The following is a 26,682-nucleotide window of genomic DNA, read 5'->3' as shown; positions in this document are numbered from 1 at the left end:
CCGCCCGTCGACGGACCGGAGGTGGGTGAAATGCTGGTGACCACCGGTGCCGCCACATAGGTGAACTGGTCTGCACCGCTGGTAGCGCTGGTGCCACCGCCGGTAGTGACGGTGATATCCACCGTACCAGTGCCAGCAGGCGAAGTGGCTGTAATTTGTGTGGGGCTATTGACTGTAAAGCTGCTGGCATTGCTGGCGCCAAACTTCACAGCCCCTGCACCCGTCAGGTTGGTACCGGTGATGACCACGCTGGTGCCACCCGTAGTGGAGCCAGTGGAGGGCGAAATACTGCCCACCGTAGGGATAGGTGCGGCATTGATCGTCAGGCTGATGCTGATTGTCTTGGAATAAGGACCACCGCCAGCCGTACTGTCCGTAGATTTCAAGACAAAATTAGAAGTGCCTGTGGCAGTAGGCGTCCCCGACAACAGGCCGCTGCCTGACAAACTCAAGCCTGTCGGCAAGGCGCCGGACTCCACCACATAAGTGTAGCCAGAGGTACCGCCGCTGGTACTGAACTGCTGGCTATAAGTCTGTGACACGGCTCCTGCGGGCGGACTTGCTGGCGTAATCGCCAGCACAGGTGCGGCCACCGTAAATGAATAATTCTTGGTGGTAGTGAGCGCTGTAGGCATGGTCGAATCCGCGATCTGCACCCCAAATACAAACACCCCGCTCTCCCTCGGTGTGCCGGAAATAATGCCGGTGGACGACAAACTCATCCCTGCCGGCAAGGCGGAGGAGAGAGTGTAGGAATAAGGAGCGATGCCACCGGTTGAACTAATATTTTGGTTATAGCTCACACTAATCACAGGAGCGGCCAAGCTTGCAGGCGTCACCGTGATGGGGCTAGATGGTGGCAAAATAGTCACTACAAAAATGATATCACCAGCAATGTCATCCCTCAGAGTAAAGGTATCGGAAGTAGCTCCGTCACCATTATTGGTGTAATACACGATGCCGTCGCCATTACCCGCGACGTTAGGGATACTGCCATGCGAAGGCGGCACGGGCATACCCGTAAAGCCGAACGGCGTACATCCTGACAGGTCTATCGTGTGGACTGCGCCTGAAGCCACCGTGAAGCTTTGGTTGGGAGGGCACTCTATACTGGGCCCTGCCGCCTGCGCTGGGCTGTTGCTCAAGGCCAACATCAGCAGGCATAGCCAGGCTAACAGTTTTATCGAACTGGACTCTAATCTGGACATCAAGCTGGCGCCGCCTGCCCCAGTGCCAATTATTTGCTGTCGATGATGTGCGGGAAGAAAATGAGAAAAGAGGCGAAGCAAACGATGAAATATGCCGTTGCAAAGAAATAACATTATTTCTCCCGCGCAGAATTTTTTTGAACCAGAATTGGATAGGAATCTGAATCACAAATGATGCTAAAAAACACATTCCACCGGGACAACAAATATTTACACTTGTCTTATGTCAACGTATGCTACCTTGCGTAGCTAATAAAGCAACTGGAAAAAGGAGCATACTAAAAAACAACAATAGTGCCAAATTTGAAATATAAGCAATCACACCGGAACCCCCCACTTGACACCTGGAGAACAAGAATGGCTGATGTTTATGTTGGACAAATAATGATGAGCGGATTCGCATTTGCACCGCGCGGTTTTGCGCTCTGTAACGGGCAAATTCTGCCTATTCAGCAAAATCAAGCCCTGTTTTCACTGCTGGGGACTACCTACGGCGGCAATGGCACAACGACATTTGGATTGCCTAATTTACAAGGAACTGTGCCCATCCATGCGGGTCCATCGGTCGATGCAACATGGCAACCCAGCAACTATCCGTTAGGTACCCGCGCCGGCGTAGAAACTGTCAACTTGACAGTGACTCAGATTCCCGCGCATTTACATACCGCCACTGCCTTGAGCACGGCAGCGACCTTGAAGAATCCCAGCAACGCGCTATTTGGCGATAGTGGCACGGCAGCCATTTATGGCAGTGCATCGGGCGCCAGGGTGACGCTGGCCAGCCAGACTCTGGGCACGACGGGCGGCAACCTGCCGCATCCGAACATGCAGCCATTCCGTGTCATCAATTTCTCCATCGCCTTGAACGGCATCTACCCTAGCCGCAATTAATCCAGCCACCATTCCCGGAGATAGCCATGAGCACACCTTATATAGGCGAGATCCGCCTGTTTGCCTTTCCCCGTATTCCCAATGGCTGGCTGGCCTGCGATGGCAGCTCGGTATCGATTGCCGACAATGAAACCTTGTTCACCTTGCTGGGGACCACCTTTGGCGGCGATGGCGTCAGCACTTTCGGCGTGCCTGACCTGCGCGGCCAGGTTCCTGTGCACCAGGGCACGGGACCACAATTGACGACACGGGTACTGGGCCAGAATGGCGGTACCGAGCAAGTGACTCTGCTGGCGACCCAATTGCCGCAGCATACGCATGAATTCAATGTGAGTAGTGCACTGGCCACTGCCTCTACACCGGCAAGTAGCCTGCTGCTGGCAGCTCCGGCCAATAACGACAAGATGTACACCAGCAGCCTGGCTGGCCTCACCTCGTATCCACTATCGCAGGCCGCAATCACTTATACGGGCGGCAATCAGCCGCACGACAATACGATGCCAACCCTGACCGCATCATTTTGTATCGCTGCGTTCGGCATTTATCCATCCCAGCAGTAACAGCTTCCGTGCAGACAAAGCACCACCACAGGTGCGCATTGCCAACCAAACTGACCAGGAGAACCTATCGTGACATCACCATTCCTCGGCGAGATACAAGTCTTTGGCTTCAATTATGCCCCGGCTGGCTGGGCCAGCTGTAATGGCGCCACCCTGCAGATACGTCAATACACCGCCCTGTTCTCATTGATCGGCACGCAATATGGTGGAGATGGAGTAACAACCTTCCAATTGCCCAACTTCACGGGACGCGCGCCCTGCGGCCAGGGTCAGGGGCCAGCCCTGACAGCACGCACCATAGGCGACACATTCGGCAGCGAAAGCGTGCAACTCGATGTGACGCAAATTCCCGGCCACACCCATCAGCTCACTGTTGCGCGTCAACCGAATACGAGCTTGCAACACAATGTTCCATTGACTAATGACGGTTTGATTACCATCGGTAGCGTGAATACTTTCTTGCCGGCGGCAGCCCCTTCCACCACGTTTGCTGCCGAGGCGATCTCTCCCGCGGGAGGCAACCAGGCACACGAAAATCGTCAGCCGCTGCTGGCATTGAACTTCTGTATCGCCTTGCAAGGTGAATTTCCTGCATTTGGCTAATTACATCTATACAGGGACAGGCAATGCCATCGCGGCAATGCCTGGCCTGCCCCTTCTTTAGTTGAACACCGCCTGATACAGGAAACCTTGACCATCACGCGCCACCGGCACCAGGAAGATGCCAACCTCGCCCAACGCATCATGCTGCAGCAGAAAGATCTTTTGGTTGAAGAGGATGGGGGAACTATGATGGAACAACAAGCTGAACGGCGCGCGCAGCATGCCCTCGATCGTGGCGGACTGCAAGGGACACACCTCCTTCAAGATGAAAGCGGCATTCCCGTCGTTGGCAGAGATAAAGGTATCGTTGACGCGCGTGGCGAAGTGTTCCAGAGTCAATACATTCATCATTGCATGTGTTCCATTCCATGAACGCTGTGATTGAAGCAACGATTTATTCTACTGGAAGCATTGCCTCTTTGGCACAACTTTTAACATGCAATTATCCCCATCTGCGCTCGGCAGCAATGCGGCCGCTCGGGCCATCAAGCCCGGCCGCCGGCACCGCAACTACCATGTAGCTTAGGCCACCTAGCGCATCGTTTCCAGCAAACCCGGCGCAAATTCGGCGCCGTGCCTGACCTGCGCGGTGGATGCCTTCAGCGTGGCGCCGATCGGTTCCGCGCGGCAAGCCAGGCATAGGCCCTGGAAGTTTTCCGTCACCGCATTGAAAGCGATGTTGTTCACGGGCCGGGCAAAGCCGTGGCCTTCGTCGGGAAATAGCACGTACGTGACGGGGATATTCTTCGCCGCCATGGCTGCCACGATCTGGTCCGATTCGGCCACGTTGACGCGGGGGGCGTTCGCCCACTGGCCGATCAGCAGCGGCCGCTGGATATTCTGCGCAAAGTTCAACGGCGAGCGTTCCATCAGCAGCGCCTTGCCTTCTTCCGTGGCCGGGTCGCCCATGCGCTTGTAAAACTGCTGCTTGCCCGCTTCCCAGTAAGGCGGGATGGTTTCAGCAGGGTAAACAGGTTCGACGGGCCGACGATGTCGACGCCACAGGCAAAGGTCGTCGGCGTGAATGCCATGCCGGCCAGGGTGGCGTAGCCGCCATGCGAGCCACCCATGATGGCCGCCTTGTCGGCCGAGGTCACGCCACTCGTCACGGCCCATTGCACCGCGTCAAGCAGGTCGTCATGCATCGTGCGGCCCCACTGCAGGTCGCCGGCCGAGATGAATTGCTTTCCGAAGCCCGTCGCCCCCCGGTAATTCACCGGCAGCACAGCGTAGCCGCGCTGCTGGGCAGTTCGCACCTTGTGGAAGGCTCGATGCCACATGCCTGCGTGGAGTTCAAAGAAAATAAGCTCAGTAACTACGGCAAGGACAAGCACGTGATTGCGGATGTTTCCGAGATTCCGATGGCGTTACCCTGGCTAGAATAAAGCCCGACTTTTGCAAATAGCCGCCATCCTCTGTCAGCGCTGAATGGCTGCTTTCGCCTGCGGATTCAATCGGTCAACGCAACACACTGTTCAAATCGTTGAGCCGGTGTTTGGTAGTGTAGCGTCTTCCTGGGGCGCTCGTTTAGTCTTCTGGCTACCGCATCGAGTTGCTCTTGCGAATACGTGGAAATATCCAATCCCTTGGGGAAATACTGGCGCAACAGGCCATTGGTATTTTCATTTGAACCGCGCTGCCATGGATTCTGTGGATCGCAGAAGTAGACCTGGATGTCGGTGGCCAACGTAAAGCGTTTATGCCCAGCGAGCTCGCTGCCGCGATCCCAAGTCAGTGACTTATATAGTTCTTGGGGTAGCCTGCGGGCATTGTCGATCAATGCGTTGACCACCGTTTCGGTATTCTTCGCGGCGACCTTTATCAGCATGACATAGCGCGTCTGGCGCTCAACCAAGGTCACGATCTGGCTGTTGTGGCTGCCGCATAGCAGGTCGCCCTCCCAATGCCCGGGCACCGCTCGATCCGCTGCCGTCGCTGGACGCTCGCTGATCGACACGGCGTCGACAATTCTGCCGTGGTTGTCCGTCTTTTGGGTGTGATGACGTGAACGGCGCATGGCGCGCGTCCGGCGTAAGTGCTCCAGCAGCTCTTTCTTAAGGCGCCTCGTGCCTGGATATAGAGGCTGCGGTAAATGGTTTCGTGCGACACGTGATACTCCTCGTGGCGCGTGAACAGCTGCTTGAACCAGCCAGCAATCTGTTCTGGCGACCACTGCAATTGGAGCATGCTGGCAACCATGTTGGCCAGCATGTGGCTCTCCGTCAGCTTACAAGGTTTGGGGCGGCGCGCCTGATCCCAAGCATGCTGATCCGCCTGAGTCGCACGATATGCTTCGCGGCCACCATTGCGCTTGAGTTCCCTGCTGATGGTCGATGATGCTCGGCCAAGGCGCCTGGCAAGTGCGCGGATGGATACGCCGGTAACGATTGCACGCGATACCTCCTCGCGCTCGGCCAGCGTCAGCGCCAGTCTGGAACGGCATCGCGGCACTGGCCGTATGCCACCAGATTCGGCCAGAATCCGCTGTATCGACGAATGATTCCGATCAAATAGTTGGGCTAACATCTGCAGGGAGTCGCCTTGCTTCCAGCGTTCCCAGATCAAGGCCTTCTGGCTCTCAGTGTAATAAATGCGTGGTTTCTGTTTCATCTTCAACACTCCTGTAACCTAGGCGTTTAGGTTAGAGTGTTGCGACCACCGATTGAATCCGCACCCCATTGCAGCCGTTGGGAATCGCTGGGAAGTGGGGTTTGAAGCGGTGGCTAAGGTTCTTCGTCTGCTCAGGTGTGTAATGCTCAACGACTTGAACCGTGTCGGATAATTGAATAAGAGGGTAGTGTTCCCGCATCCCCTTGAGCATTACCATTGGCGGCCACATGGCCTCCATGCCGCAGAACGCGGCGGCCTTATTTAAAGGCATGTACGTGCAACGGGTGACCCATACGACAGCCGTTTGACTAGGTTTTCCTTCGCACTCATAACGCAGATAGCCCGGTTCAATGTGCAATTCGCCGAAGCGGATCGTCGACCTCTTGTTTCCATTTAGCAAATCTGGGAAAAGTCGAGAGACCACCATCAAAGTTTGCATGCTTGACTCCTTGGTAAGCAAATAAAATGATCTGCTTTAAATTTGATGGAGACTCTTGGCCAGCCATGGCTCCTTTCAAACTCAGTAATGCAATGATGCCCGCTATGACTTTGCGCACGAAGCGCCCCCTAATTCTATGTGAGCGACCGCTTGTGGCCGGTTGCCGTTGTTGCCAGATTGCCAAGACGTTTGATTGACGGCGAAGTCAGCCGACACGAACTTGATATGCACCGGCATCAAGCATGCGGAACAAGAAATCTTCCACTGCGTTCACCGGGGACGAGCCAAGATCAACCGTAACTCTCCAACCCTCCTTTGTGCGTTCCAGCTCAGACATGAAGTGTACGACGCCGAAAAGGCCGTCTTCGGTAGGTACATTTTCGTCGTCGGTGTCAAACCACTTTAGGAACCACGGCTGAATAACGTTTGAAACTGCCTCTTGGCTCAGACCAAGCACTTCGAGTGGCGTCCAATCCCAAACGAACGGTGAAAGCACCACTTCACCTGCACCTGATGCAAAAGTGACTGCCTCAAACTTCAAGCGGGTCTCAGAGTCGACTCGAATCGTTTGGCCCGCAGTGATCCCTTCCATTGGGATAACATCGACTCTGCAAGGAAGGCCGAGTGCACCTTCGACTGCCAACGATCCATCACTTTGCCGGTATGCCGGCTCCACATGCGATACAACGTGAGTCGCGACCCGTGCGAAGGTGGCGATGTATGGCGTGCGAACGGCGGTGAGAAATTCGGAAATCGTCATGGTGGCGGATGTAAGTTTAAACAAAATATTTAAGACCGATTGAGCAATGCATAGCTGCCGCCCCGGCATACTGGGTACGCTTAATCATCCGGTTGTGGCCGAATTGCGCCTCCTGGGTGCCCCTATTCGGGAAGAGACCAGACATACCCAACCTCACTATTCTCACTAGAACAGGCAAGCAGAAGCAGCTCTGGATTTGACGACAGCGTTGCGATTTCATCTTGGACATGAACTAGCGCCTGTACCATCGAAAGATGGAACTGCTTATCAATCATCAACTCTTCAATGTCAGCGCGGGCCACGTTGACCATAACAAAATCCCCTAATGACAGACTTCGACCTACGTTAGCCTGCCAAAAGCTTGCTTGTTGAAGATTGCCGGCGGCGACAGCCTTCTGAAAGTGGCGCAAGTTGTACTTGTTCATTGAGTGAACAATTCTTGCAGAATTTTCTTCCGTGTCAACGCAAACCGAAACGGCACCCGACTCGTGGTCATGGTAAAACGCGAACGTGAACACCGAGATTTTTTTCGATTTCACTTCTGCAATTGCGGCTTTCAAAACAGCGTCAAAATATGCCTGGTTCCTGGACGTCACTTACCCTCCTCTGAATATCCTAATCTTCTTTGTTTTTCTCTGTCCGCTATTGGCCGAACCCGGCCGTTCGGGCAGCATGGCAGGTTGTCAGGGTGGAAATCTAGCGGCTGTATCGTCAGGCTGGATTCGCCCCAAAACGGCCGGTCGTAACCAGCAGATAATGCTTACTTCAGGATCATACTGAGAAGGGTGATAGCCGCGATCCGAAGTCATTAGAGGTATCATTAATGCTCGGAAGCAACCCGTTTTTCCACCTGGTTATTTAACATTGATTGCAACTAATGAAGAAAATCGCGATTATGGCAATTATTGCCACTATGTTAGCCCCCATCGCTGAAGGCTCCTCTCTCACCATCGACGCAGTGGTGGTTGGGACGCCGTCGGATCAAACTAGAGCGACCACTGTAACATTTGAGAATGCTTTTTCCCCAGATGATGGGGCTGAGGCTTTAGTTCTTAAGGTCATCAATACATCCGTTTCGACAATCAGGCTTGCAGCGTACTCCTTCAATTCACTGAAGATAGTAGAAGCTTTGCTTAACGCGAAGAAACGAGGTGTCGATGTTAAAGTCATAGTTGATAACCGACGAAACCAACGAAAGAACAGCATTAAGGCACTCAATCTGTTAGTTAACGATGGTATCCAAACCAAGACTATTTCAGTTTATGCTATGCATCATGACAAATACATAGTTGCTGATGATTTAACTGTGCAGAATGGAAGCTTCAACTACAGTAAAGATGCCGCCACATCAAATAGTGAAAATGTGGTTGTAGTATGGAACAGTCCAGAATTAGCGAAATCGTTCATGCTCCACTGGCAAAACCGATGGTCTAAGGGTGTCGGCTACCGATATTCACAAGAATAAATAGCCACAACTACACTGGACTCAGCTGAATCTCTTACAGCTCATTGCAGTTAATCCACTCCAATGGCTCATCAACGACCGCTCCTGGCCGCTGGACGAAATGTTTGAGCGGACACACCCACCTAATGAACTCACCCGATATATGTTAAAACGGCAAAGCCAGCGCAGAAGTGGCGTGGACGTGAGCCATCTACCTCCCGCTCAGCGGCTGCTTTTTGGCCGATAGCGGACATCGGCATGCTGTAACGAAAATCATACGTCATGTAAACGGAAAAACCCAGCACCGATATTATACAAACGTATAATATACGGTACTGGGTTTATATACAGCTTGCGCTGTATCTCCTTGAATCTAATGGTCGGGGCGAGAAGATTCGAACTTCCGACCCCATGCACCCCATGCATGTACGCTACCAGGCTGCGCTACGCCCCGACGAGGTGGGAATTATAGCAGAGGCTTTTAGGTTTTTGCCATGCTTTGCGCATGATTCATATCGAACTGCGCAAAGTTTTTTCAGCCTGGCGGCAAAGCGTTCTACTCGCCCAGCAGCAATGCCGTCAGGACGATGCGAAAACCGGCGATCAAGGGTTCGACCTTCATGTCCGGATTGTGCACCGCCCGCACGGGCAAGCCCTGGTACATGGCGATCATGGCATTCAGGCGCCCTTCCAGCATCTCTTCGTCGGCCGGCAAGCTGCGCTTGATGCGCGCATCGCGGATGATCGAAAGAAACAGCTTGCGCGAACGGATATCCGCACAGTGCAACATTTCCGCGATGGCGGGATTGCGCGAAGCCTCGGCAAAAATTTCCAGCGGCATCACCCAAGTTTTCGGGTCCAGGCTTTCCAGCACATGCTCGCCAGCATTGTCGACCACGGCCTGCAGCGGGTCCTCGCGCTGCGCCAGGTCCTGCATCAGGTTGGTGACCCGCTCCATGTTCTTCATGACGAAGGCGGCGATGATCGCATCCTTGCTGTCAAAATAATTATAGATGTGGCCCGCGCTCATGCCGGCCGCCTTGGATATCTCGGCCATGCTGGCGCCGTGGAAGCCGCGGCGGCTGAAACAGCTTTCGGCCGCATCGAGCACCTGCTTGCGCCGCGTGTTGGCGCGCTCGGGGTCTGGATGCTTCTTTTCAACTTGATTCATGATTTTCCAGTAGCGCGCCGGCCCTGCCCTTGCGGGCAAGGCCGGCGTCGGCGTCCCCGTGATTATTGGACGCTGCCAGCCGCCGCAACGGCTGTCTGCTCAGGCTGCCAACCGCCGCCCAGTACCTTGTACAAGGTCACCAGGTTGGTCGATTTGGCCAGGCGCGCCGTGATCAGGCTTTGCTGCGCCGTGTACAGCGCGCGCTGCGCCACCAGGGCGCTCAGGTAGGACTCGGCGCCCTGCTTGTAGCGCGCGTCATGGATAGTGTAGCTCTTCGTCGACGCCTCGACCAGCGAGACCTGCGACTGCAGGCGCTCGTCGATGGTGCCGCGCTGGGCCAGCGCATCGGACACCTCACGGAAGGCGACCTGGATCGCCTTTTCGTATTGCGCCACAGAAATTTCACGCTGCACCTTGGCGATATCGAGGTTGGCGCGGTTCACGCCGCCATCGAAGATCGGCAAGCTGATCTGCGGAATGAAACTCCACGTGCCGCTGCCCGCCTTGAACAGGCCCGACAGGTTGTCGCTCAGCGAACCGGCCGTGGCCGTCAGCGAAATGCGCGGGAAGAAGGCCGCGCGCGCCGCGCCGATGTTGGCGTTGGCAGCGCGCAAGGTGCGCTCGGCCGCCAGCACGTCGGGGCGGCGTTGCAGCACGTCCGACGGCAAGCCGGACGGAATGTCCGCCAGCGCCGTCACGTCGCCGAACTCGCCTTGCGGCAGCAGGTCGGCCGGCACGGGGCCGCCCACCAGCAAGACCAGCGCGTTCTGATCCAGCGCCACCTGGCTCGTGAACACAGCCACGTCGGAACGGGCCGACTCGACACTGGTCTGGGCATCGTACTTGTCCAGGCCCGAGGTGGCGCCGGCACTGAAGCGGCGCACGGCCAGGTCATACGACGACTGCTGGCTTGTCAACGTGTCCTGCGCCACACGCAGGCGCTGCTGGTCGGCCACCAGGTTCAGATAGGTGCTGGCCACTTCGGCCACCAGGCTGATCTGCTGCGCACGGCGTGCTTCTTCCGTGCCCAGGTATTGCTCCAGCGCGCTGTCGGACAGGCTGCGCACGCGGCCAAAGAAGTCCAGCTCGTACGCCGATACGCCCAGGTTCGCCGTGTATTGGCGATTGATGGACGCTTCGCCGTTGGCACTGGCGTTCTTTGGCACGCGTGTGGCCGACTGGCCGCCGGAAGCCGACAGGGTCGGGATCAGGGCGGCGCGTTCGATGCCGTAGGTGGCACGCGCCTTCTCGATGTTCAGGATCGAGACGCGCAGGTCGCGGTTGTTGGCCAGCGCCAGTTCCAGTACCTGGCGCAGGCGCGCATCGGCAAAGAACTCGCGCCAGGCGACGTCCGCCACCGGCTTGGCGTCGGCGGCGGCCGTGTCGGCCTTGTAAGAAGGGCCCGTCGGCCACGCCGTGGGCGCCGGCGCTGCCGGACGCTCATACGTGGGAGCCAGGCTGCAACCGGCCAGCAAGGCCAGTGCCGCCATGGAGAGTAGCGTTTTTTTCATATTAATGCGCATCCTTAGAAAGCGTGACGGCTGGCGAGCCAGGCGTCGCCGGCGTGGTTGGCGCGTCCGGCTTCGAGAAGAAGCCGCGCACCAGCACGAAGAACACCGGCACGAAGAAGATACCGAGGAACGTGGCCGTCAACATACCGCCCAGCACGCCGATACCGATGGCGTTCTGGCTACCGGAACCGGCGCCGCTGGAGATGGCCAGTGGCAACACACCGAGGCCGAAGGCAATCGAGGTCATCAGAATAGGACGCAGACGCAGACGCACCGCATGCAAAGTCGCGTCGAGCAGCGACATGCCCGATTCCTGCATTTCCTTGGCAAATTCCACGATCAGAATCGCGTTCTTCGCCGACAGGCCCACCACCGTGAGCAAGCCCACCTGGAAGTATACGTCGTTCGACAGGCCGAACATCCACGTACCGAGCACGGCACCGATCACGCCCAGCGGCACGACCAGCAGCACGGAGAACGGAATCGACCAGCTCTCATACAGCGCAGCCAGGCACAGGAAGACGATCAGCAGCGACAGCGCATATAGCTGCGGCGTCTGCGAACCGGATTCACGCTCTTCCAGCGACACGCCGGTCCAGCTGAAGCCTATGCCAGGCGGCAACTGCGCCACCATCGCTTCCATGGCGTTCATGGCGGCGCCCGTGCTCTGGCCCGGTGCCGGCGTACCCAGGATCTCTACTGACGGCAAGCCGTTGTAGCGTTCCAGGCGTGGCGATGCGTAAATCCACTTGCCGGTGGCAAAGGCGGAGAACGGCACCATCTGGCCAGCGGTATTGCGCACGAACCACTTGTTCAAGTCTTCCGGCAGCATGCGCGATTCGGCATTGCCTTGCATGAACACTTTCTTCACGCGGCCACGATCAAGGAAGTCGTTCACATACGAACTACCCCAGCCCACGCTCAGCACGCGGTTGATTTCCGAGATCTGCAAGCCCAGCGCGGTAGCTTTCTGCTGGTCGATGTCGATCTTGTACTGCGGCGTATCTTCCTGGCCGTTCGGGCGCACGCCCACCATGGCCGGGTTTTGCGACGCCATGCCCAGCAACTGGTTACGCGCTGCCATCAGGGCGTCATGGCCGACACCGCCGATATCCTGCAGTTGCATGTCGAAACCCGTGGCGTTACCCAGTTCCAGCACGGCAGGCGGTGCGAACGTAAACACCATCGCATCCTTGATCTGCAACAACTTGCCCATGGCGCGGCCGGCCACGGCCGGCGCTTTCTGCGCCACGTCCTTGCGCAGAGACCAGTCTTTCAGGCGCACGAAGGCGATACCCGTATTCTGGCCGTTACCGCCGAAGCTGAAACCGGCGACGGCAAACACGGAAGCGACGTTGTCTTTCTCGCTGTTCATGAAGTGGTCTTCGACCTGCTCGATCACTTTCAGCGTGCGCTCTTGCGTGGCGCCCGTCGGCAATTGAATCTGCGTAAACAGGATGCCCTGGTCTTCTTCCGGCAGGAAGGAGGTCGGCAGGCGCATGAAGACGAATACCAGGCCGGCCAGCAAGATGACATACAACAGCATCGAACGGCCGCGGTGACGGATCATGCTGCCGACCAGGCCCTGGTACTTGTTGCTGCTGCTGTCGAAGCTGCGGTTGAACCAGCCAAAGAAACCCTTGTTGGTGGCGTGATGGCCCTTCTCTACCGGCTTGAGCAGGGTGGCGCACAAGGCTGGCGTGAATACCAGCGCGACGACCACGGAGAGCACCATCGACGACACGATCGTGATCGAGAACTGGCGGTAAATCACGCCCGTCGAACCGCCGAAGAAGGCCATCGGCACGAACACGGCCGACAGCACCATGGCGATACCGACCAGCGCGCCCGTGATCTGCGTCATAGACTTGCGCGTCGCTTCCAGCGGCGACAAGCCCTCTTCGCTCATCACGCGTTCGACGTTTTCCACCACCACGATGGCATCATCGACCAGCAGACCAATGGCCAGCACCATGGCGAACATGGTCAGCGTGTTGATCGAATAGCCAAACGCGTTCAGGATGCCGAACGTACCCAGCAGCACGACCGGCACGGCCATGGTCGGAATCAGGGTAGCGCGGAAGTTTTGCAGGAACAGATACATCACCAGGAACACCAGGATGACCGCTTCCACCAGCGTCTTGACCACTTCTTCGATCGACAGTTTCACGAACGGGGTGGTGTCGAACGCTACCTGGTAGCTCATGCCTTCAGGGAATTGCTTGCTCAGGTTGCCCAGCATGGCTTTCGCCGCATTGGCCGTATCGAGTGCATTCGCGCCGGTCGCCAGCTTGATTGCCACGCCGGTGGCCGCATGGCCGTTGTAGCGGGCCACGGTGTTGTAGTTCTCGCGGCCCAGTTCCATGCTGGCCACGTCCTTCAGGTACACCATGGCACCGTTGGTGGTCGTTTTCAGCAAGATGGCGCCGAACTGCTCCGCCGTTTGCAATCGGCTCTGCGCCGACACGGTGGCGTTCAGCTGCTGGCCCTTGACGGACGGCGTGCCGCCCAGTTCACCGGCCGACACTTCCGCATTCTGCGCCTGCACGGCCGTGATCACGTCCGCAGGGGTCAGGTTGAAGCTTTGCAGCTTGGCCGGATCGAGCCAGATACGCATGGCGTACTGCGAACCGAACAGTGTCACATCGCCCACGCCGGCAACACGGCTCAGCGGATCGACGACGTTGGCGGCCACATAGTCGCTCAAGTCGGTCTGGTCCATCTTGCCGTTTTCGGAAATGAAGCCGAACACCATCAGGAAGTTCTTCGTGGCTTTCGACACGACCAGGCCTTGCTGCGTGACAGCCGTCGGCAGCAGTGGCGTCGCCAGCTGCAGCTTGTTCTGTACTTGCACCTGGGCGATGTCGGGATTGGTGCCGCTGGTAAACGTCAGCGTGATGCTGATGCCGCCAGTCGCATCGCTCGACGAGGCCATATAGCGCAAGCCGTCGATACCCTTCATCTTTTGTTCGATGACCTGGGTGACAGCATCTTCCACGGTCTTGGCGGAAGCGCCAGGGTAGGAGCCGCTGATCGAAATCGACGGCGGAGCGATGCTCGGGTACTGCGCGATCGGCAGGCTGAGGATCGAAATCACGCCGGCAAGCATGATGACGATCGCGATCACCCACGCAAAAATCGGGCGATCAATGAAAAAACGGGCCATTGATATTCTCCTGAATTAGTGGGCGCTGGCAGCCGGTGCGGCGGCAGAAGCGGCAGCGGCAGGTGCGGCAGCGGCCTTGGCCGGTACGGCGACAGCTGGGGCACCTGGCTTGACTTTTTGCAAGCCTTCCACGATCACGCGGTCGCCAGCGGCCAGACCGGACGTCACCAGCCAGTCGTTGCCGACCGTGCCGCTGGTGGTCAGCACGCGCTGCTCGACCTTGTTTTCCTTGTTCAGGATCAAGGCGGTGGCCTGGCCCTTCTGGTTACGCGTCACGCCCACTTGCGGCACGGTAATGGCTTTTTCATCCACGCCCGTTTCCAGCTGCGCACGTACGTACATGCCTGGCAGCAATTCGCCTTTCGGGTTCGGGAACAGTGCGCGCAAGATCACGTTGCCGGTGGTCGGATCGACCGTCACGCCGGAGAACTGCAGCTTGCCCGCTTCGCTGTACTTGCTGCCGTCCGGCAGGATCAGGTCGACCTTGGCCTGGCCTTCGCCCACTTTCTTCAGCGAGCCGTCGGCCATCTGGCGTTTCAGGCGCAACAGGTCGGTGCTCGACTGGGTCACGTCGACATACATCGGGTCAAGTTGCTGCACGGTCGTCAGCGCTTCGGCCTGGCCCGCCGTGACCAGCGCGCCGGCCGTCACGGTCGAGCGGCTGGTGCGGCCGTTGATCGGCGCCGTCACGGTGCTGTATTTCAAGTTGATGTTCGCCGTTTCCAGCGCTGCGGTGGCCGACTCAACGTCAGCCTTGGCTTGCTCGAACGCGGCGACGGCATCATCGTATTCCTGGCGGCTCACGCCTTCGATGGCGACCAGTTCCTTGTAGCGGGACGCTTTCGGACCAGCCGTCAGCAGGTTGGCCTTGGCTTTCGACAGCGCGGCCTTGGCCGAGTTGTATGCCGCCTGGTAGGTGGCCGGATCGATCTGATACAGGGCCGTGCCCGCTTTCACATCGCTACCCTCGACAAACAGGCGCTTCTGGATCAAGCCACCGACTTGCGGACGCACATCGGCGACCTGGTAGGCATTCGTGCGGCCGGGCAATTCGGCGCTCATCGGCAACGCGGCCGGATTAACAGTAAACACGACCACCTGTGGCGCTTGCTGCGCGTGAGGTGCTTCCTGTTTTTTACTGCAGCCGGCCATGATTACAGTGGCGCACAGAACGGCAATAGCGCCGCTCGTACGCGGCGACGTCAAGGAAAAGGTTGGTTGCATCTTGGACTTTCTGAAAAAGAAGCTGGCTAGTGTCGTTAGAAATGACTAAATTTATTAACGCAGATCAAAGAATGAACGATCATTCTAAAATCGTCAAGCATCGTTACAATTGAAACATAGCAACTAACAAGCGAATTAAATTATCAATGAAGCAACAATGAGAAAACAGCGACAGCGTCGTGACGTCAGCCAGGTCGAACAGGAAGCTGGCGGGCGGCGGCAAAACGGCAATGCGGGAAAGTTGGATTGAATGAATACTGTAGCAGGGTAATGCGTTTTTTGCTGAAGCCGTGATCGCGCACGCAACACTGTCCAGGCCGCCCTCGCCCGGCCACCATGAATATTTACCAATGGTATCGAAAAGACATGCCGCAGCCTACGCGCTACTAACTTGGCCACAGCGTGGCAAAGCGGGCTGCAACGGTGACAGCACAGACGCAAGAAACGATGCAACACGATGGTCCCAACGGCCCGGACACGCTGGCGTTGCAACTCGGGCCGAGGGCGCGCGCAGCGCCAGTTACAGGTGCGCGCGCCGCAGTGGCGCAAGGCGCCCTGACGGGTTGGGTACGGCCCGCTCACGCAAGGAACAAGCTGGCTTCGCTCATCACCTGACGAAACCGGTGGATGTCGACGCCGTCGCCGCCCTGCTGGAACAGCACCAGGCGCAGTTGGCGTAGTTTGCGGGGGCCGCTACGCGGGCAAAAGAACGTAAATAGCGTTCATTTCCACTTGCCGCGCAATTCCTGCACCTTTTGCTGCAGCAACTCCGGCGTGGCGGCCTCGGGCGCCACAGGCATGCCCACGGCCAGCGACAAACGCGAACGCAAGCCTGCCTTGAAGGCGCGCTCGAACAAATGGCCATTGTGGTGGCTCAACAGATGACCCCACAAGCCACGCAGCGCCAGCGGAATCACGGGCACCTTGCTGCGCTCGACGATCTTGGCGATGCCGCCCTTGAATTCGCTGATCTGGCCCGTGCGCGTCAGCTTGCCTTCAGGGAAAATGCACACCAGTTCCCCCTCGTGCAGCGCTTGCGCAATGTCGATGAAGGCCTTTTCCATGAGGAAGGGGTTTTCCTTGGCTGGCGCGATGGGGATGGCCTTGGCCGTGCGGAAAATCCAGCCCATCAGCGGCATCTTGAAGATGCGGTGGTCCATGACGAAACGGATGGGGCGGGGGCTGGCCGCCATGATGACGATGGCGTCCACATAGCTGACGTGGTTGCACACCAGCACGGCCGCGCCTTCCGTCGGGATGCGCTCGCCATCAACGACTTTCACACGGTGCACGGTCTGGATGAGTATCCACGCCAGGAAACGCATGAGGAATTCCGGCACCAGCGAGAAGATGTAGGCGGCCACCAGCGCATTCAGAATGGCCGTGACGAGGAACAGCTGGGGTATGGTAAAGCCTCGTCCCAGCAGCACGATGGCCACGCCAGCGGCCGCCACCATGAACAGGGCGTTCAAGATATTCATGCCGGCGATCGTGCGCGAAATGTGTTTCGGGTCGCAGCGCGTCTGGATCAGGGCGAACAGGGGCACGATGAAAAAGCCGCCAAACACGCCGATCATGACGATGTCGAGCAAGATGCGCGGCACGCCCGCCTGGCTGACAAACGCCAGCGCGTCGACAACTTGTGTATTCATATACGCATTGCTGGCGAAATACAGGTCGATGCCGAACAGCGACAAGCCGATGGAGCCGAACGGCACCAGGCCGATCTCGATCTTGTGGCCGGACAGGCGTTCGCACAGCAGAGAACCGGTGCCGATGCCAACGGAAAACACCGTCAGCAGCAGCACGAAGACGCTGTGGTCGCCATGCAGGAAATCCTTCGAATACACGGGGAACTGCGCCAGGATCAGGGCGCCGTAAAACCAGAACCAGGAATTTCCCAGCATGGCCAGGAAGACGGGACGGTTCTTGCGCGAGAAATTCAGGTTGCGGAACGATTCGGCGACAAAGTTCAGGCTCACCTTCAAGTCCGGCTCGGGCGCGGGCGTGCGCGGCACGCGGTAGCTGGCGATCAGCCCGAAAATGGCCACGGCAATCGTTGCGCCGGCCACCAGTTCCACGCCCAGCGGCTTGTGCACGATCAGCACGGCGCCGAGGATTTCACCCAATAAAATGCCGACGAAGGTGCCCATCTCGATCAGGCCATTGCCGCCGACCAATTCCTCGGGCTTGAGCTGCTGCGGCAGATACGCATACTTGACGGGGCCAAACAGGGTCGAATGCACGCCCATGCCCACCACGGCGGCCACCAGCAGCCAGAGGGTATGCGTCATCCAGCCAGCGGCGGCCACGGCCATGATGGCCAATTCCATCCACTTCACGAAACGCGCCAGGCCCGCCTTTTCAAATTTGTCGGCCAGCTGGCCCGCCGTGGCCGAGAACACGACGTAGGGCAAGATGAACAGGCCGGGAATCAGGTTGGTGATGGTGGACGGGTCTAGCGTGGTCCAGCTCAGCGCGTCATAGGCGAGAATCACCATCAGGGCCGTCTTGAACAGATTGTCGTTGAAGGCGCCGAAGAACTGGGTCCAGAAGAAGGGCCCGAAACGGCGCTGCGACAATAGGGAAAACTGGCTGCTTTGACTCATGGCATGGGGTACTGGCAATTAAGGAATTGCTAAAATACAGCACTATCCTGCGCACGACAATCTGAATGTCGTCATCTTGCTCGGCATCAATAAGAAAAGCCTGCCGCAGGTCCAAACTTGTCTTGCAGCAGTACAAGGCGCGGCACTTGCCGTGATACAACAGAAATCGCTTGTTTCTTGATAATAAGGTAATGTGCGCATAGCGCTGGCGCCCCTGCCCGCCCCTCCCGGAAAGCTGCCACCATGTTTGGAATGACATCATTGACCATCCTGGCCTTGCTGGTCACCGCCTTCGTGCTGGTGCTGCAGCACCGCCGAAAGGTGGCGGATCTGGAGTTGCTGACAGCGCGCCTCCGCAAGGAAGTCGACGGCATCCAGCAGCGCCTGCGCGCACTGGAAGGACTAGCCGAATCGCCAGCGGCCACGCCCGTCGTGCCCATCGTGCCCGATAGCGTGGCGCCTATGGCAGTGCCGACACCCTTGCCGCCGCCCACCCCCGTGCCGCAAGCGGCCGCGATCAAGGTGGCCGAGGTGGCAACGGTGGCGCCGGCAGCAGCCCCCGCAACAGCCGCGCCCTTGCCGCCGAAACCAGCTGCGCAGGCTCCCTCCAGGCCCGCCCCTGCCGCCCCCAATACTCCCTCCTGGATCGCGCGCCCGGACGGCCTCGTTGCCAAGGCGAAGAACTGGTTATTTACCGGCAACCTGGTTGCCAAGCTGGGCTTGCTGATCCTCTTCCTCGGCGTCAGCTTCCTGCTCAGCTATGTGTCGGCCCAGGTCACGGTGCCCATCGAGCTGCGCCTGGCCGGCATCGCACTGGCCGATATTGCCCTGCTGGCCTGGGCCTGGCGCATCCGGCTCAAACGTCCCGGCATCAGTTTGCCGCTGCAGGGCACGGCGCTGGCGATATTGATGCTGGTGACGTTCGGCGCCTTCCGCCTGTATGAACTGATCCCGGCGGGCCTGGCGTTTGCCGTGCTGTTCGTGCTGACGGCGTTCACGTGTTTGCTGGCCGTGCTGCAAAACGCCGTCTGGCTGGCTGTCTTCGGCATCGTCGGCGGCTTTGCCGTGCCACTGCTCGTGTCGACAGGCAGCGGCAACCATATCGGCCTGTTCAGTTATTACGCGCTGCTCAACGCGGGCGTCTTCGCCATCGCCCTGAAACGCGCCTGGCGCGTCCTGAATGTGCTGAGCTTTGGCTTTACCTTTGTCGTCGCCACCACCTGGGGCCTGCTGCGCTACACGCCCGAGCACTACCTGTCGACCCAGCTGTTCTTGATCCTGTTCGTGCTGTTCTATATCGGCATCGCCATTGCCTATTGCGCGCGCCAGGCGCCGCGCCTCAAGCATTACGTGGATGGCACGCTCGTCTTCGGCACGCCACTGGCGGCCATGGGCCTGCAATACGGCCTGGTCCAGCACTTTCACTTTGGCCTGGCGTTTTCCGCGCTGCTTGCCGGCCTGTGCTACACGGGACTGGCCGTGGTGCTCTGGCGCCGCGTTGGCTTCAAACTACTGGCCGAAGCCTTCCTGGCGCTGGGCATCGTGTTCGGCACGCTGGCCATCCCGTTCGCCCTTGACGGCCGCTGGACGTCTGCCGCCTGGGCGCTGGAAGGCGCGGGCATCGTCTGGGTCGGCTTGCGCCAGCGCCAGACCCTGGCCTGGGCCTTCGGCCTGCTGGTGCAGGCGGCCGCCTGGATTTCCTTCCTCCTTGCCATGCAGGAACTCGATACAGCAACTGCCCTGCACGCCAACATCTGGCTCGGCTGCACGCTGCTGGCCGCCGCCGCCCTGGTGATGGCCTACAATTTCCGCAGTCACGCCAGCCACCTGTATCCGGAATTCATGAGCAGCCTGTCCGTGCTGTTCCTGACCGCCGCCACGGCCTGGCTGCTGGGCGGCCTGTGGAGCGAAATCCTGCTGCGCACGTATGCCGCCACGCAACTGAACCTGCTGACCGTCAGCGCCCTGGGCGTGGCCGCCTTGCTGGCGGTGCTGGCGCGGCGCGAACAATGGCATGCGCCGCGCGCCCTGCTGCTGGCCGTGCAGGCGCTGGCCGGCATGGTCATGCTCAGCCGCGCCAGCTGGGCCTGGGACCAGCACCCGGCCAACCTGTTCGAAGGTTCCTTCCTCAGCGCTCTGCTGCTGGGCGCCGCCGCCTTTGCCAGCGCCCGTTTCCTGGCGCTGCGCGCGCGCGGCGGCGACGCGCTGCTGGCCCTGGTCGCGCGGCCCCTGCTGGTCTGGAGCGGCTTGCTGTGGTTTGCCGCCATCCTCATGCCACTCGTCAGCTGGCTGCTGCGCCTGATCGACGGCGACCTGACGATGCAGCCGCATGCGGGCGAACACTGGCTGGCGCTGTACCTGATCGCCGTGTGCGTCACGACGCCCGTGTTCGCCATCCTGGCGCGGCGCCTCGACTGGCCGCAGCTGCGCTGGTTCAACGTGGCTACCTGGCTCGGTTTGGGCCTGTGGAGCGCCAACCTGCTGCTGGCGCTGTATCTGCGCGACTACCTGCCGACCGGCTTGAGCTGGCTGGCCCTGGCCAGCGCGCTGGTGGCCGGCGAGTACCTGCTGCTGGCCTGGCCGCAAGCGGGCTGGCAACTCGACGTGCGGGCGCAGCGTCTGCTGCACACGCTGCGCACGGCCGCGCCGTGGCTGATGCTGTGGCCCGCGGGTGCCATGCATGTCAACGCCTGGCTGGCGCGCCACGAAGGCGGCGTCAGCCCTGCCTGGGCCCGCTATTTGCCGGCCTGGGCCATGATGCTGGCCCTGGCCTGGCTGATCCGCCGCTGCAGAACAGGCGCCTGGCCGGTGGCGCCGATTGCAGCGTGGTACCAGCGCACCCTGATACCGCTGGGCGCGCTGTGGTCGCTGCTGCTGATCGCCGCATGGAATATTGTCGACGATGGCGCCATGGCGCCCCTGCCCTATTTGCCACTGCTCAATCCGCTGGACTTGAGCACGGGCTTCGCCATCTTGCTGGCCATTGCCAGCTACCGTTTGCTGCCGGCGAAACAAGTTCCGTTGCCCGCCCTGTGGCAAGCGCGTTTGCCCGCCGTGGCCGCCTGCTGCGTGTATGTCTGGTTCAACCTGATGCTGCTGCGCACGGTGTCGCACTACCTGGGCGTGCCGTACACCTTTGACGCCATGCTGGCCTCGCAATTCGTGCAAGCCATGCTGTCGCTGGTGTGGAGCATCACGGCCCTGCTGCTGATGCGCCATGCGGCCCGCCACCAGCGGCGCCAGCAGTGGGGCATGGGCGCCATGCTGCTGGGGCTGGTCGTGCTGAAATTGTTCCTGATCGACCTGTCGAACGTGGGTGGCATCGAACGCATCGTATCCTTCGTGGGCGTGGGCTTGCTGATGGTCTTGATCGGCTACCTGGCGCCCTTCCCCAAGGCTGCCGCGCCAGCGCCAGCCGAACCGCAAACGGGAGCAACATGAAAACCAGACTCATGTTCGGCATCGTGTTGATGGCAGGCGCCGCGCTCGCTGCGCCTGGCCAGGACCGGCCACAGGACTACGGCTGGAGCATGCCGATCCAATCGCCGGCAGGCGCGGGCATCGTCCAGCTATCGTTGCCCAGGGAAGTCTACCTGCACGCCCGCTCTGCCAGCCTGGCCGACCTGCGCCTGTTCGATGCCGACGGCAAGCGCCTGCCCTACGCCATCGGAGCTCCGCCAGCGCAATCAGCCACGCAGAGGACAGCCATTCCAGCCCGCATTTTCCCCGTCACGGGCGCGCCAGCAACTGGCGACGGCTTGCAAGGCATCGATATCCGCACGGCCGACGATGGCCGCTTGCTGTCGGTCAGCACGCGCGCCGGCACGACAGCGGCCACAGCGGCGCTGCAAGCGCTGATCCTCGACCTGGGCAAGCAGACGCAAGACAAGCGCATCGCCGCCTTGCGCTTCACGCCACCGGCCAGCACGGACAATTACAGTGCTCAAGTGTTGCTGGAAGTGAGCGATGACCTGAAGCAATGGGACGCCATTGGCACCACCACCTTGAATTGGCTCAGCAACAGCGACACGCAAACCTTGGCCAACGACAGCATCGCCTTTGCGCCACGCGCTTTCCGCTACGCGCGCCTGAGCTGGCAGGAAGGCCAGCCGCTGGTGTTTGCATCGATTGCCGCGCAAGCCGTCAGCGAAACGGAGGCGCCGCCGCCACGCGCGAGCATCGTGCTGAGAGGTGCTCCAGGCAAACTTGCTGGCGATTGGGCGTATGCCACGCCGATCGCGATTCCCGCCGACAGCATCACGCTGCAATTCAAGGAGAGCAACGTGGTGTTGCCCGTCACACTGGGCGTGTATCGCCAGAGTCATTATGTACCGCAGCGCCGGCTGTCCCTGCACCGGCAAACGCGACCGGCCAATGGCGCGTATTTTGACCCGCTGCTGACCACCAGCTTTTACCGCATCAGCGAGGCTGGCAAGGAACGCGTCTCCGGCGACCTGGCCATGCCGGTGGTGCAGACCACGCAATGGGTGCTGCGGCCCGAGTCGCAAAGTGCGGCGATGCCGGCCAGCGCGCCATTGTTACGCCTGGGCTGGACGCCGGAAACGCTGGTGTTCCTGGCCGGCGGCAAGGCGCCATATCACCTGGCGTTCGGAAAAGCCGACGCGCAGCCGGTGGCGCAGCCGCTGTCTCAGGTGGCGCCCGGCTATCGCGACGGCGAATTGCAGGCGCTGCCGATTGCCACAGTGGGCACGTTGGCGGCGCGCGCTGGCGCAAGCGACGCCGCACCGGCACCGGCTGACAGCAGTGCGCCATGGCGCCTGGCTGCACTGTGGGCGGTCCTGCTGCTGGGCGTGAGCGTGCTGGGCTTTTTTGCCTGGCGTTTGCTGTCGCAGATCAAGGACGAGCAGCCGCCCGCGCAGTAAGCCACTACTGCCGCAGCAAGGCCTTGAAGGTTTGCGGCATCCACGGCCGCGCGGCCAGCATGAAGCTGATGGCCAGGCGCTCCTCACCAGGCAGGCGCGCGTCTTCCTGGTGCTGCTGCGAAAACTCCACCGCCACTTGCTTCAAGCGCTCCAGCAAGGCTGCCGTGGATTTTTTCGACAGCATCACGTTCACCAGGCGCAGCAACTCTGTCTCGCCATCGAACTGCGAGTTCAAATAGTCGCCATAAGCTTCCTTTTTGAAATAGGTGTGAATCGGGCCATTCGGTATCCACGCAAACGTGCGCGCCACCAGCAGTTTGACCCGGTTATTCGGCAGCAGTTCCAGGAAACCGATCTTGTCGAGGCGCAGCAAATATTTGACGGCTTGCGCCTCGCTGATGTCATAGATGGCGACAATCTGCTCCAGCGGCAGCAAGTTCAGCGCGGACACGGCCACCACGAACAGCCGGGTGTCCTCGATGATTTCCTTTTCCTGGGCATACGTCAGCCCGGTGATCAGGGTGGGCGTAGCCTGGGCTGACTGCACGGCCAGCGCCAGTTGCTGGAAATCACTGCCGATGGCCACCAGGATCTGGTCCAAGCGCTGCAGCGTAAATTGCTTCTGCGAAAACATCCGCTTGACGCTGGCTTCGGACACGCCGATGCGCTGGGCCAGCTCGGCATACGTGACGGCGCGCGCTTTCAACAGGCGTTTCAAGGCTTCGATCAAGGCGTGGGTTTGCGGCATGCATTTCCTTTATAAAAATAGCATCGGTTCTGGCGGCAAAAAAGTAGCGCAATACGCTACCTGCGGTATGCCTGCCCGCTACGAGTAGCGTTTCCATTGACCAATTGCCCACAGTCTACAATGATGGCGTTGCCACTTGGCACACTTGAAGGAGAAACACATGAAACGCTTGCTGCCCCTCTGCCTGTCCCTGTCGCTGTTGACGCTCTCCGTGGCCGCTCCCGGCCTGGTCCACGCCGCGGCCTCAGAGAACCTGTCGAAAGGCTCGCAAAACCTCAGCGAAGGTTCCGCCGTGGTCGTCGCCGGCTCCATGTCGATGCTGGTCGCTTCCGGCCAGGTAGTCGTTGCCAGCGTGGAAACGGTGGGCGAAGGCATCGTCATCGTACTGAAAGGCGCGTCAGAAGCGGGCGGCGCTTCCATCCAGATGAGCACGCAAGCAGCCAAGGGCCTGTCGCTGGCGGCAGGCACAGTGGTCAATGTGGTGGCACTGTCCACCGGCCATATGCTGGTTCTTTCCGGCAAGGCCATCGCCTTCATCCCGAACGAACTGGGCAAGGCACTGCTGCACCACTCCAAAGTGTAATGCCCTCATCAAGAAGAACAGGATCTCCATGAAACACGTACTCGCCATTACCCTGCTGTGCGCCGCCAGCCTGACGGCCCAGGCTGCCAACTCCGACACCACCAACGCCTCCGACAACGCCAGCATGGCGTCGGCCATCGTGCTGGTCGGCTCCATGTCGGTGCTGGCCGTCGCCGGTGAAATCGTCATCGACAAGGTGGAAGACGTGGCTGACGGCAGCGTCCTCGTGCTCAAAAGCGCAGCCACGAGCGCGTCCGCCGCCGCCACGGCCTCCGTCAAGCTGAGCCAGAAGGCCATGCAAGGCCTGTCGCTGGCGGCCGGCACGGTCGTCAAAGTGGTGGCCGTCTCGACGGGCCACATGCTGGTCCTGTCGGGCAAGGCCATCGCCTATGTGCCGAACGCGGCCGGCAATGCCATCCTCCACCATTCGAAAGCGTGACCCCATGAAACGCCTGACCGCCATTATCATCAGCCTGGCCCTGACCGGCGCCGCCCATGCGGGGCGCTCGTGCGAGGAAAAGCAAACGGATGCCACCACGCTCGTCAAATCGATGGACCTGGCGCAAAAGACCCTGAAAGCGCTCGATGGCTCGGGCGCGCAAGTGGCACTGGTGGCGCGCGCCGGCCAGGACCTGTCGAAGTACAATTTGCGCTATTCGCACATGGCGCTGGCCTGGCGCGACCACCCCAAGGGCCGCTGGCTGGTGGTACATGAACTCAATGAGTGCGGCACGGCGCAATCGTCGCTGTACAACGAAGGCTTGGGCAATTTCTTCATGGATGATGTATTCATGTATGAAACCCTGATCCTGATTCCCGGCCAGGATACGCAGCAGCAACTGGTGCGCCTGCTGACATCGAACACCCCCAAGCGCCTGCATGAAGCGAACTACAATATGCTGGCCTACCCGTTTTCCACCAAGTACCAGAACTCGAACCAGTGGGTGCTGGAAACCCTGGCCGCTGCCAGCAACGAGCCTGGCAAAATCGAAACGCGCGCCGAAGCGCAAGGCTGGTTGCGCAGCGCCAGCTACGCGCCGCAAACGCTCAGCATACCGGCCGCCACGCGCCTGGGCGCGCGCATGTTCCGTGCCAATATCGCTTTTGACGATCACCCTTTCGAGCGCCGCATGACGCGCCAGATCGACGTCGTCACCGTCGACTCCATCGTGCGCTTCATGCGCCAGCGCGAGCCAAAGGTACAGGAAATCGTGGTGCGGGGAAATTAAGGACGTTGCAGCAGGCGAAATAGCGGACCGATCAGCAAGACCAGCACCACCATGCGCGCCACGTGAAAGGCCGTGACGATGGGCACGCCCAGATGCAAGGTCTTGGCCGTCAGCGACATCTCGGCGATACCGCCGGGCGAGGCGGCCAGGATGGCCGTGCCGGGGTGGATGCCCATCCAGTGCGACAAGCCCAGACCGAAGGCCGCCGCCAGCAACAGCATGAGCATGGTGCACACGGCCACGCCCGCCAGGTAGCGGGGCGCCGCATGCAGGAAGGCGGGGCTGAAGCGCGTGCCCAGGGCGATACCGATGAACAGCTGGCCCGCGCGTATTATCCATTCGGGCAGGCGCGACAGATGGATGCCGCACGCCGTCAGCTGCAGCGCGGCCAGCAGCGGGCCGATGACCCAGGCGTTGGGCAGCCTGCCCCGTTTGAATGCGAGGGCCGCCAGCACCGTGATGCCGACCAGCAGTGCCAACCCGCCATAGTCGACCAGCGCGGCGCCGGGCACGAAGCTTTCATGCCCCGCCTCCAGGCCATGGCTGCCCCAGTAGCGCACGCCGAACGGGATCGTCGCCACTACCAGCATCATGCGCAGGCTGTGCGCCGCGGCGACCTTGCCCACATCGGCGCCATGGCGCTCACTCTGTACCGCCATCTCGGACGCGCCGCCCACCGCCATGGCAAAGAAGGCGGTGGCATGGTCGACACCGGAGAGGCGCCGCAGCAGCATGGCGCCAGAAGCCCCCAGCGCCAGCGCGAACAACACGGTGCCGGCGATCCACGGCGTGTAGACAGTGAGCACGGCCAGCACGGGCGCCGTAAAATACAGGCCCAAGGCCGTGCCGATGGCCCACTGCCCCGCTTCGCGCACACGCACGGGGCAGGCCAGTTCGCGCCCCGCCAGGCGCAGCCCGGCCGTGGCGAACAGCGGGCCTATCATCCACGGCAGCGGCGTGTGCAGCCACAGGCAGATGGCGGCGCCCGCCAGCCCGGCGGCCAGGGCAGCACCGACGGCGCGCCAGCGTGGCCACCACGGCAC

23 protein-coding genes, 1 tRNA gene and 1 pseudogene are annotated in these 26,682 nt (G+C 60.0%); 9 read left to right on the top strand and 16 right to left on the bottom strand.

Annotated features, from left to right (window positions below; genetic code table 11):
* Positions 1-1,208, bottom strand: a 1,208-nt coding sequence (locus tag ACQ4WZ_RS02905) for an IPT/TIG domain-containing protein (RefSeq protein WP_436572533.1), incomplete at its 3' end; no start/stop codon positions are given.
* A gap of 357 nt (positions 1,209-1,565) precedes the next feature.
* Between ACQ4WZ_RS02905 and ACQ4WZ_RS02900 the strand changes: the two genes are divergently transcribed.
* From ACQ4WZ_RS02900 to ACQ4WZ_RS02890, 3 genes are all read left to right on the top strand, one after another.
* On the top strand, positions 1,566-2,099 hold the full coding sequence (locus ACQ4WZ_RS02900; RefSeq protein ID WP_133990004.1) for a phage tail protein: 534 nt from the start codon (positions 1,566-1,568) through the stop codon (positions 2,097-2,099).
* 26 nt (positions 2,100-2,125) lie between these two features.
* The gene (locus ACQ4WZ_RS02895; RefSeq protein WP_133990001.1) at positions 2,126-2,659 is read left to right on the top strand and encodes a phage tail protein; all 534 of its coding nucleotides are present in this window, start codon (positions 2,126-2,128) and stop codon (positions 2,657-2,659) included.
* 69 nt (positions 2,660-2,728) lie between these two features.
* Positions 2,729-3,262 carry a phage tail protein gene (locus tag ACQ4WZ_RS02890; RefSeq protein WP_101482218.1) on the top strand — a complete coding sequence of 178 codons (534 nt, stop codon included), beginning with the start codon at positions 2,729-2,731 and terminating at the stop codon, positions 3,260-3,262.
* Positions 3,263-3,319: 57 nt separating this feature from the next.
* Here ACQ4WZ_RS02890 and ACQ4WZ_RS02885 read toward each other — a convergent pair whose 3' ends face one another.
* The 7 genes and pseudogenes from ACQ4WZ_RS02885 to ACQ4WZ_RS02855 all read right to left on the bottom strand — a co-directional run bounded on the left by ACQ4WZ_RS02885 (position 3,320) and on the right by ACQ4WZ_RS02855 (position 7,667).
* Positions 3,320-3,613 (bottom strand): DUF6916 family protein, encoded by a 294-nt coding sequence (locus ACQ4WZ_RS02885; protein WP_257561075.1) that lies wholly within the window; start codon positions 3,611-3,613, stop codon positions 3,320-3,322.
* Positions 3,614-3,793: 180 nt separating this feature from the next.
* Positions 3,794-4,171 (bottom strand): alpha/beta hydrolase family protein, encoded by a 378-nt coding sequence (locus ACQ4WZ_RS02880; protein ID WP_436572532.1) that lies wholly within the window; start codon positions 4,169-4,171, stop codon positions 3,794-3,796.
* Positions 4,132-4,542: an alpha/beta hydrolase family protein gene (locus tag ACQ4WZ_RS02875; RefSeq protein WP_436572531.1), complete on the bottom strand. Its 411-nt coding sequence runs from the start codon at positions 4,540-4,542 to the stop codon at positions 4,132-4,134. Before ACQ4WZ_RS02875 ends, ACQ4WZ_RS02880 begins: the two co-directional genes overlap by 40 nt.
* Positions 4,543-4,712: 170 nt before the next feature.
* Positions 4,713-5,872: pseudogene (locus ACQ4WZ_RS02870) on the bottom strand (IS30 family transposase).
* 31 nt (positions 5,873-5,903) lie between these two features.
* Complete coding sequence (locus ACQ4WZ_RS02865) at positions 5,904-6,311, bottom strand: ASCH domain-containing protein (RefSeq protein WP_436572530.1); 408 nt, start codon at positions 6,309-6,311, stop codon at positions 5,904-5,906.
* 205 nt (positions 6,312-6,516) lie between these two features.
* A complete protein-coding gene (locus ACQ4WZ_RS02860) occupies positions 6,517-7,071 on the bottom strand; it encodes a hypothetical protein (protein WP_436572529.1) in 555 nt (184 codons plus the stop codon).
* 122 nt (positions 7,072-7,193) lie between these two features.
* Positions 7,194-7,667: a hypothetical protein gene (locus ACQ4WZ_RS02855; RefSeq protein ID WP_436572528.1), complete on the bottom strand. Its 474-nt coding sequence runs from the start codon at positions 7,665-7,667 to the stop codon at positions 7,194-7,196.
* Positions 7,668-7,948: 281 nt separating this feature from the next.
* Here ACQ4WZ_RS02855 and ACQ4WZ_RS02850 point away from each other — a divergent pair, with 281 nt between their 5' ends.
* Positions 7,949-8,536: a phospholipase D family nuclease gene (locus ACQ4WZ_RS02850; RefSeq protein WP_436572527.1), complete on the top strand. Its 588-nt coding sequence runs from the start codon at positions 7,949-7,951 to the stop codon at positions 8,534-8,536.
* 356 nt (positions 8,537-8,892) lie between these two features.
* Here ACQ4WZ_RS02850 and ACQ4WZ_RS02845 read toward each other — a convergent pair.
* The 6 genes from ACQ4WZ_RS02845 to ACQ4WZ_RS02820 form a co-directional block, all read right to left on the bottom strand.
* Positions 8,893-8,969, bottom strand: a tRNA-Pro gene (locus tag ACQ4WZ_RS02845).
* Between the two features lie 102 nt (positions 8,970-9,071).
* The gene (locus ACQ4WZ_RS02840) at positions 9,072-9,686 is read right to left on the bottom strand and encodes a TetR/AcrR family transcriptional regulator (protein ID WP_101482220.1); all 615 of its coding nucleotides are present in this window, start codon (positions 9,684-9,686) and stop codon (positions 9,072-9,074) included.
* A 62-nt stretch (positions 9,687-9,748) separates the two neighbouring features.
* Positions 9,749-11,197 (bottom strand): AdeC/AdeK/OprM family multidrug efflux complex outer membrane factor, encoded by a 1,449-nt coding sequence (gene adeC, locus ACQ4WZ_RS02835; protein ID WP_101482221.1) that lies wholly within the window; start codon positions 11,195-11,197, stop codon positions 9,749-9,751.
* 1 nt (position 11,198) lies between these two features.
* On the bottom strand, positions 11,199-14,363 hold the full coding sequence (locus ACQ4WZ_RS02830; RefSeq protein WP_101482222.1) for an efflux RND transporter permease subunit: 3,165 nt from the start codon (positions 14,361-14,363) through the stop codon (positions 11,199-11,201).
* Positions 14,364-14,378: 15 nt separating this feature from the next.
* Positions 14,379-15,587: an efflux RND transporter periplasmic adaptor subunit gene (locus ACQ4WZ_RS02825; RefSeq protein WP_133989995.1), complete on the bottom strand. Its 1,209-nt coding sequence runs from the start codon at positions 15,585-15,587 to the stop codon at positions 14,379-14,381.
* A gap of 722 nt (positions 15,588-16,309) precedes the next feature.
* Entirely contained in the window at positions 16,310-18,196 is a 1,887-nt protein-coding gene (locus ACQ4WZ_RS02820) for an MFS transporter (RefSeq protein ID WP_436572526.1), read from the bottom strand.
* Between the two features lie 252 nt (positions 18,197-18,448).
* On the opposite strand from ACQ4WZ_RS02820, the gene ACQ4WZ_RS02815 reads away from it, so the two are divergent.
* Positions 18,449-21,637 carry a DUF2339 domain-containing protein gene (locus ACQ4WZ_RS02815; protein WP_436572525.1) on the top strand — a complete coding sequence of 1,063 codons (3,189 nt, stop codon included), beginning with the start codon at positions 18,449-18,451 and terminating at the stop codon, positions 21,635-21,637.
* Positions 21,634-23,079 carry a DUF3999 family protein gene (locus ACQ4WZ_RS02810; RefSeq protein ID WP_436572524.1) on the top strand — a complete coding sequence of 482 codons (1,446 nt, stop codon included), beginning with the start codon at positions 21,634-21,636 and terminating at the stop codon, positions 23,077-23,079. Before ACQ4WZ_RS02815 ends, ACQ4WZ_RS02810 begins: the two co-directional genes overlap by 4 nt.
* A gap of 4 nt (positions 23,080-23,083) precedes the next feature.
* Here ACQ4WZ_RS02810 and ACQ4WZ_RS02805 read toward each other — a convergent pair whose 3' ends face one another.
* Positions 23,084-23,827 carry a helix-turn-helix domain-containing protein gene (locus ACQ4WZ_RS02805; protein ID WP_243857976.1) on the bottom strand — a complete coding sequence of 248 codons (744 nt, stop codon included), beginning with the start codon at positions 23,825-23,827 and terminating at the stop codon, positions 23,084-23,086.
* A 160-nt stretch (positions 23,828-23,987) separates the two neighbouring features.
* Here ACQ4WZ_RS02805 and ACQ4WZ_RS02800 point away from each other — a divergent pair, with 160 nt between their 5' ends.
* Genes ACQ4WZ_RS02800 through ACQ4WZ_RS02790 form a run of 3 tightly spaced genes read left to right on the top strand, consistent with a single transcriptional unit; the run spans position 23,988 to position 25,639 of the window.
* A complete protein-coding gene (locus ACQ4WZ_RS02800) occupies positions 23,988-24,410 on the top strand; it encodes a hypothetical protein (protein WP_133989989.1) in 423 nt (140 codons plus the stop codon).
* A 28-nt stretch (positions 24,411-24,438) separates the two neighbouring features.
* The gene (locus ACQ4WZ_RS02795; protein ID WP_436572523.1) at positions 24,439-24,849 is read left to right on the top strand and encodes a hypothetical protein; all 411 of its coding nucleotides are present in this window, start codon (positions 24,439-24,441) and stop codon (positions 24,847-24,849) included.
* Between the two features lie 4 nt (positions 24,850-24,853).
* Positions 24,854-25,639, top strand: a complete 786-nt coding sequence (locus ACQ4WZ_RS02790) for a DUF2145 domain-containing protein (protein ID WP_436572522.1) — start codon at positions 24,854-24,856, stop codon at positions 25,637-25,639.
* On the opposite strand, the gene ACQ4WZ_RS02785 is transcribed toward ACQ4WZ_RS02790, so the two are convergent.
* Entirely contained in the window at positions 25,636-26,682 is a 1,047-nt protein-coding gene (locus ACQ4WZ_RS02785) for an AbrB family transcriptional regulator (protein WP_436572521.1), read from the bottom strand. The genes ACQ4WZ_RS02790 and ACQ4WZ_RS02785 overlap by 4 nt on opposite strands.

Source organism: Janthinobacterium darwini (assembly GCF_051380905.1).
Classification (GTDB): Bacteria; Pseudomonadota; Gammaproteobacteria; order Burkholderiales; family Burkholderiaceae_D; genus Janthinobacterium.
This window is presented reverse-complemented; position numbering and strand designations above follow the sequence as displayed.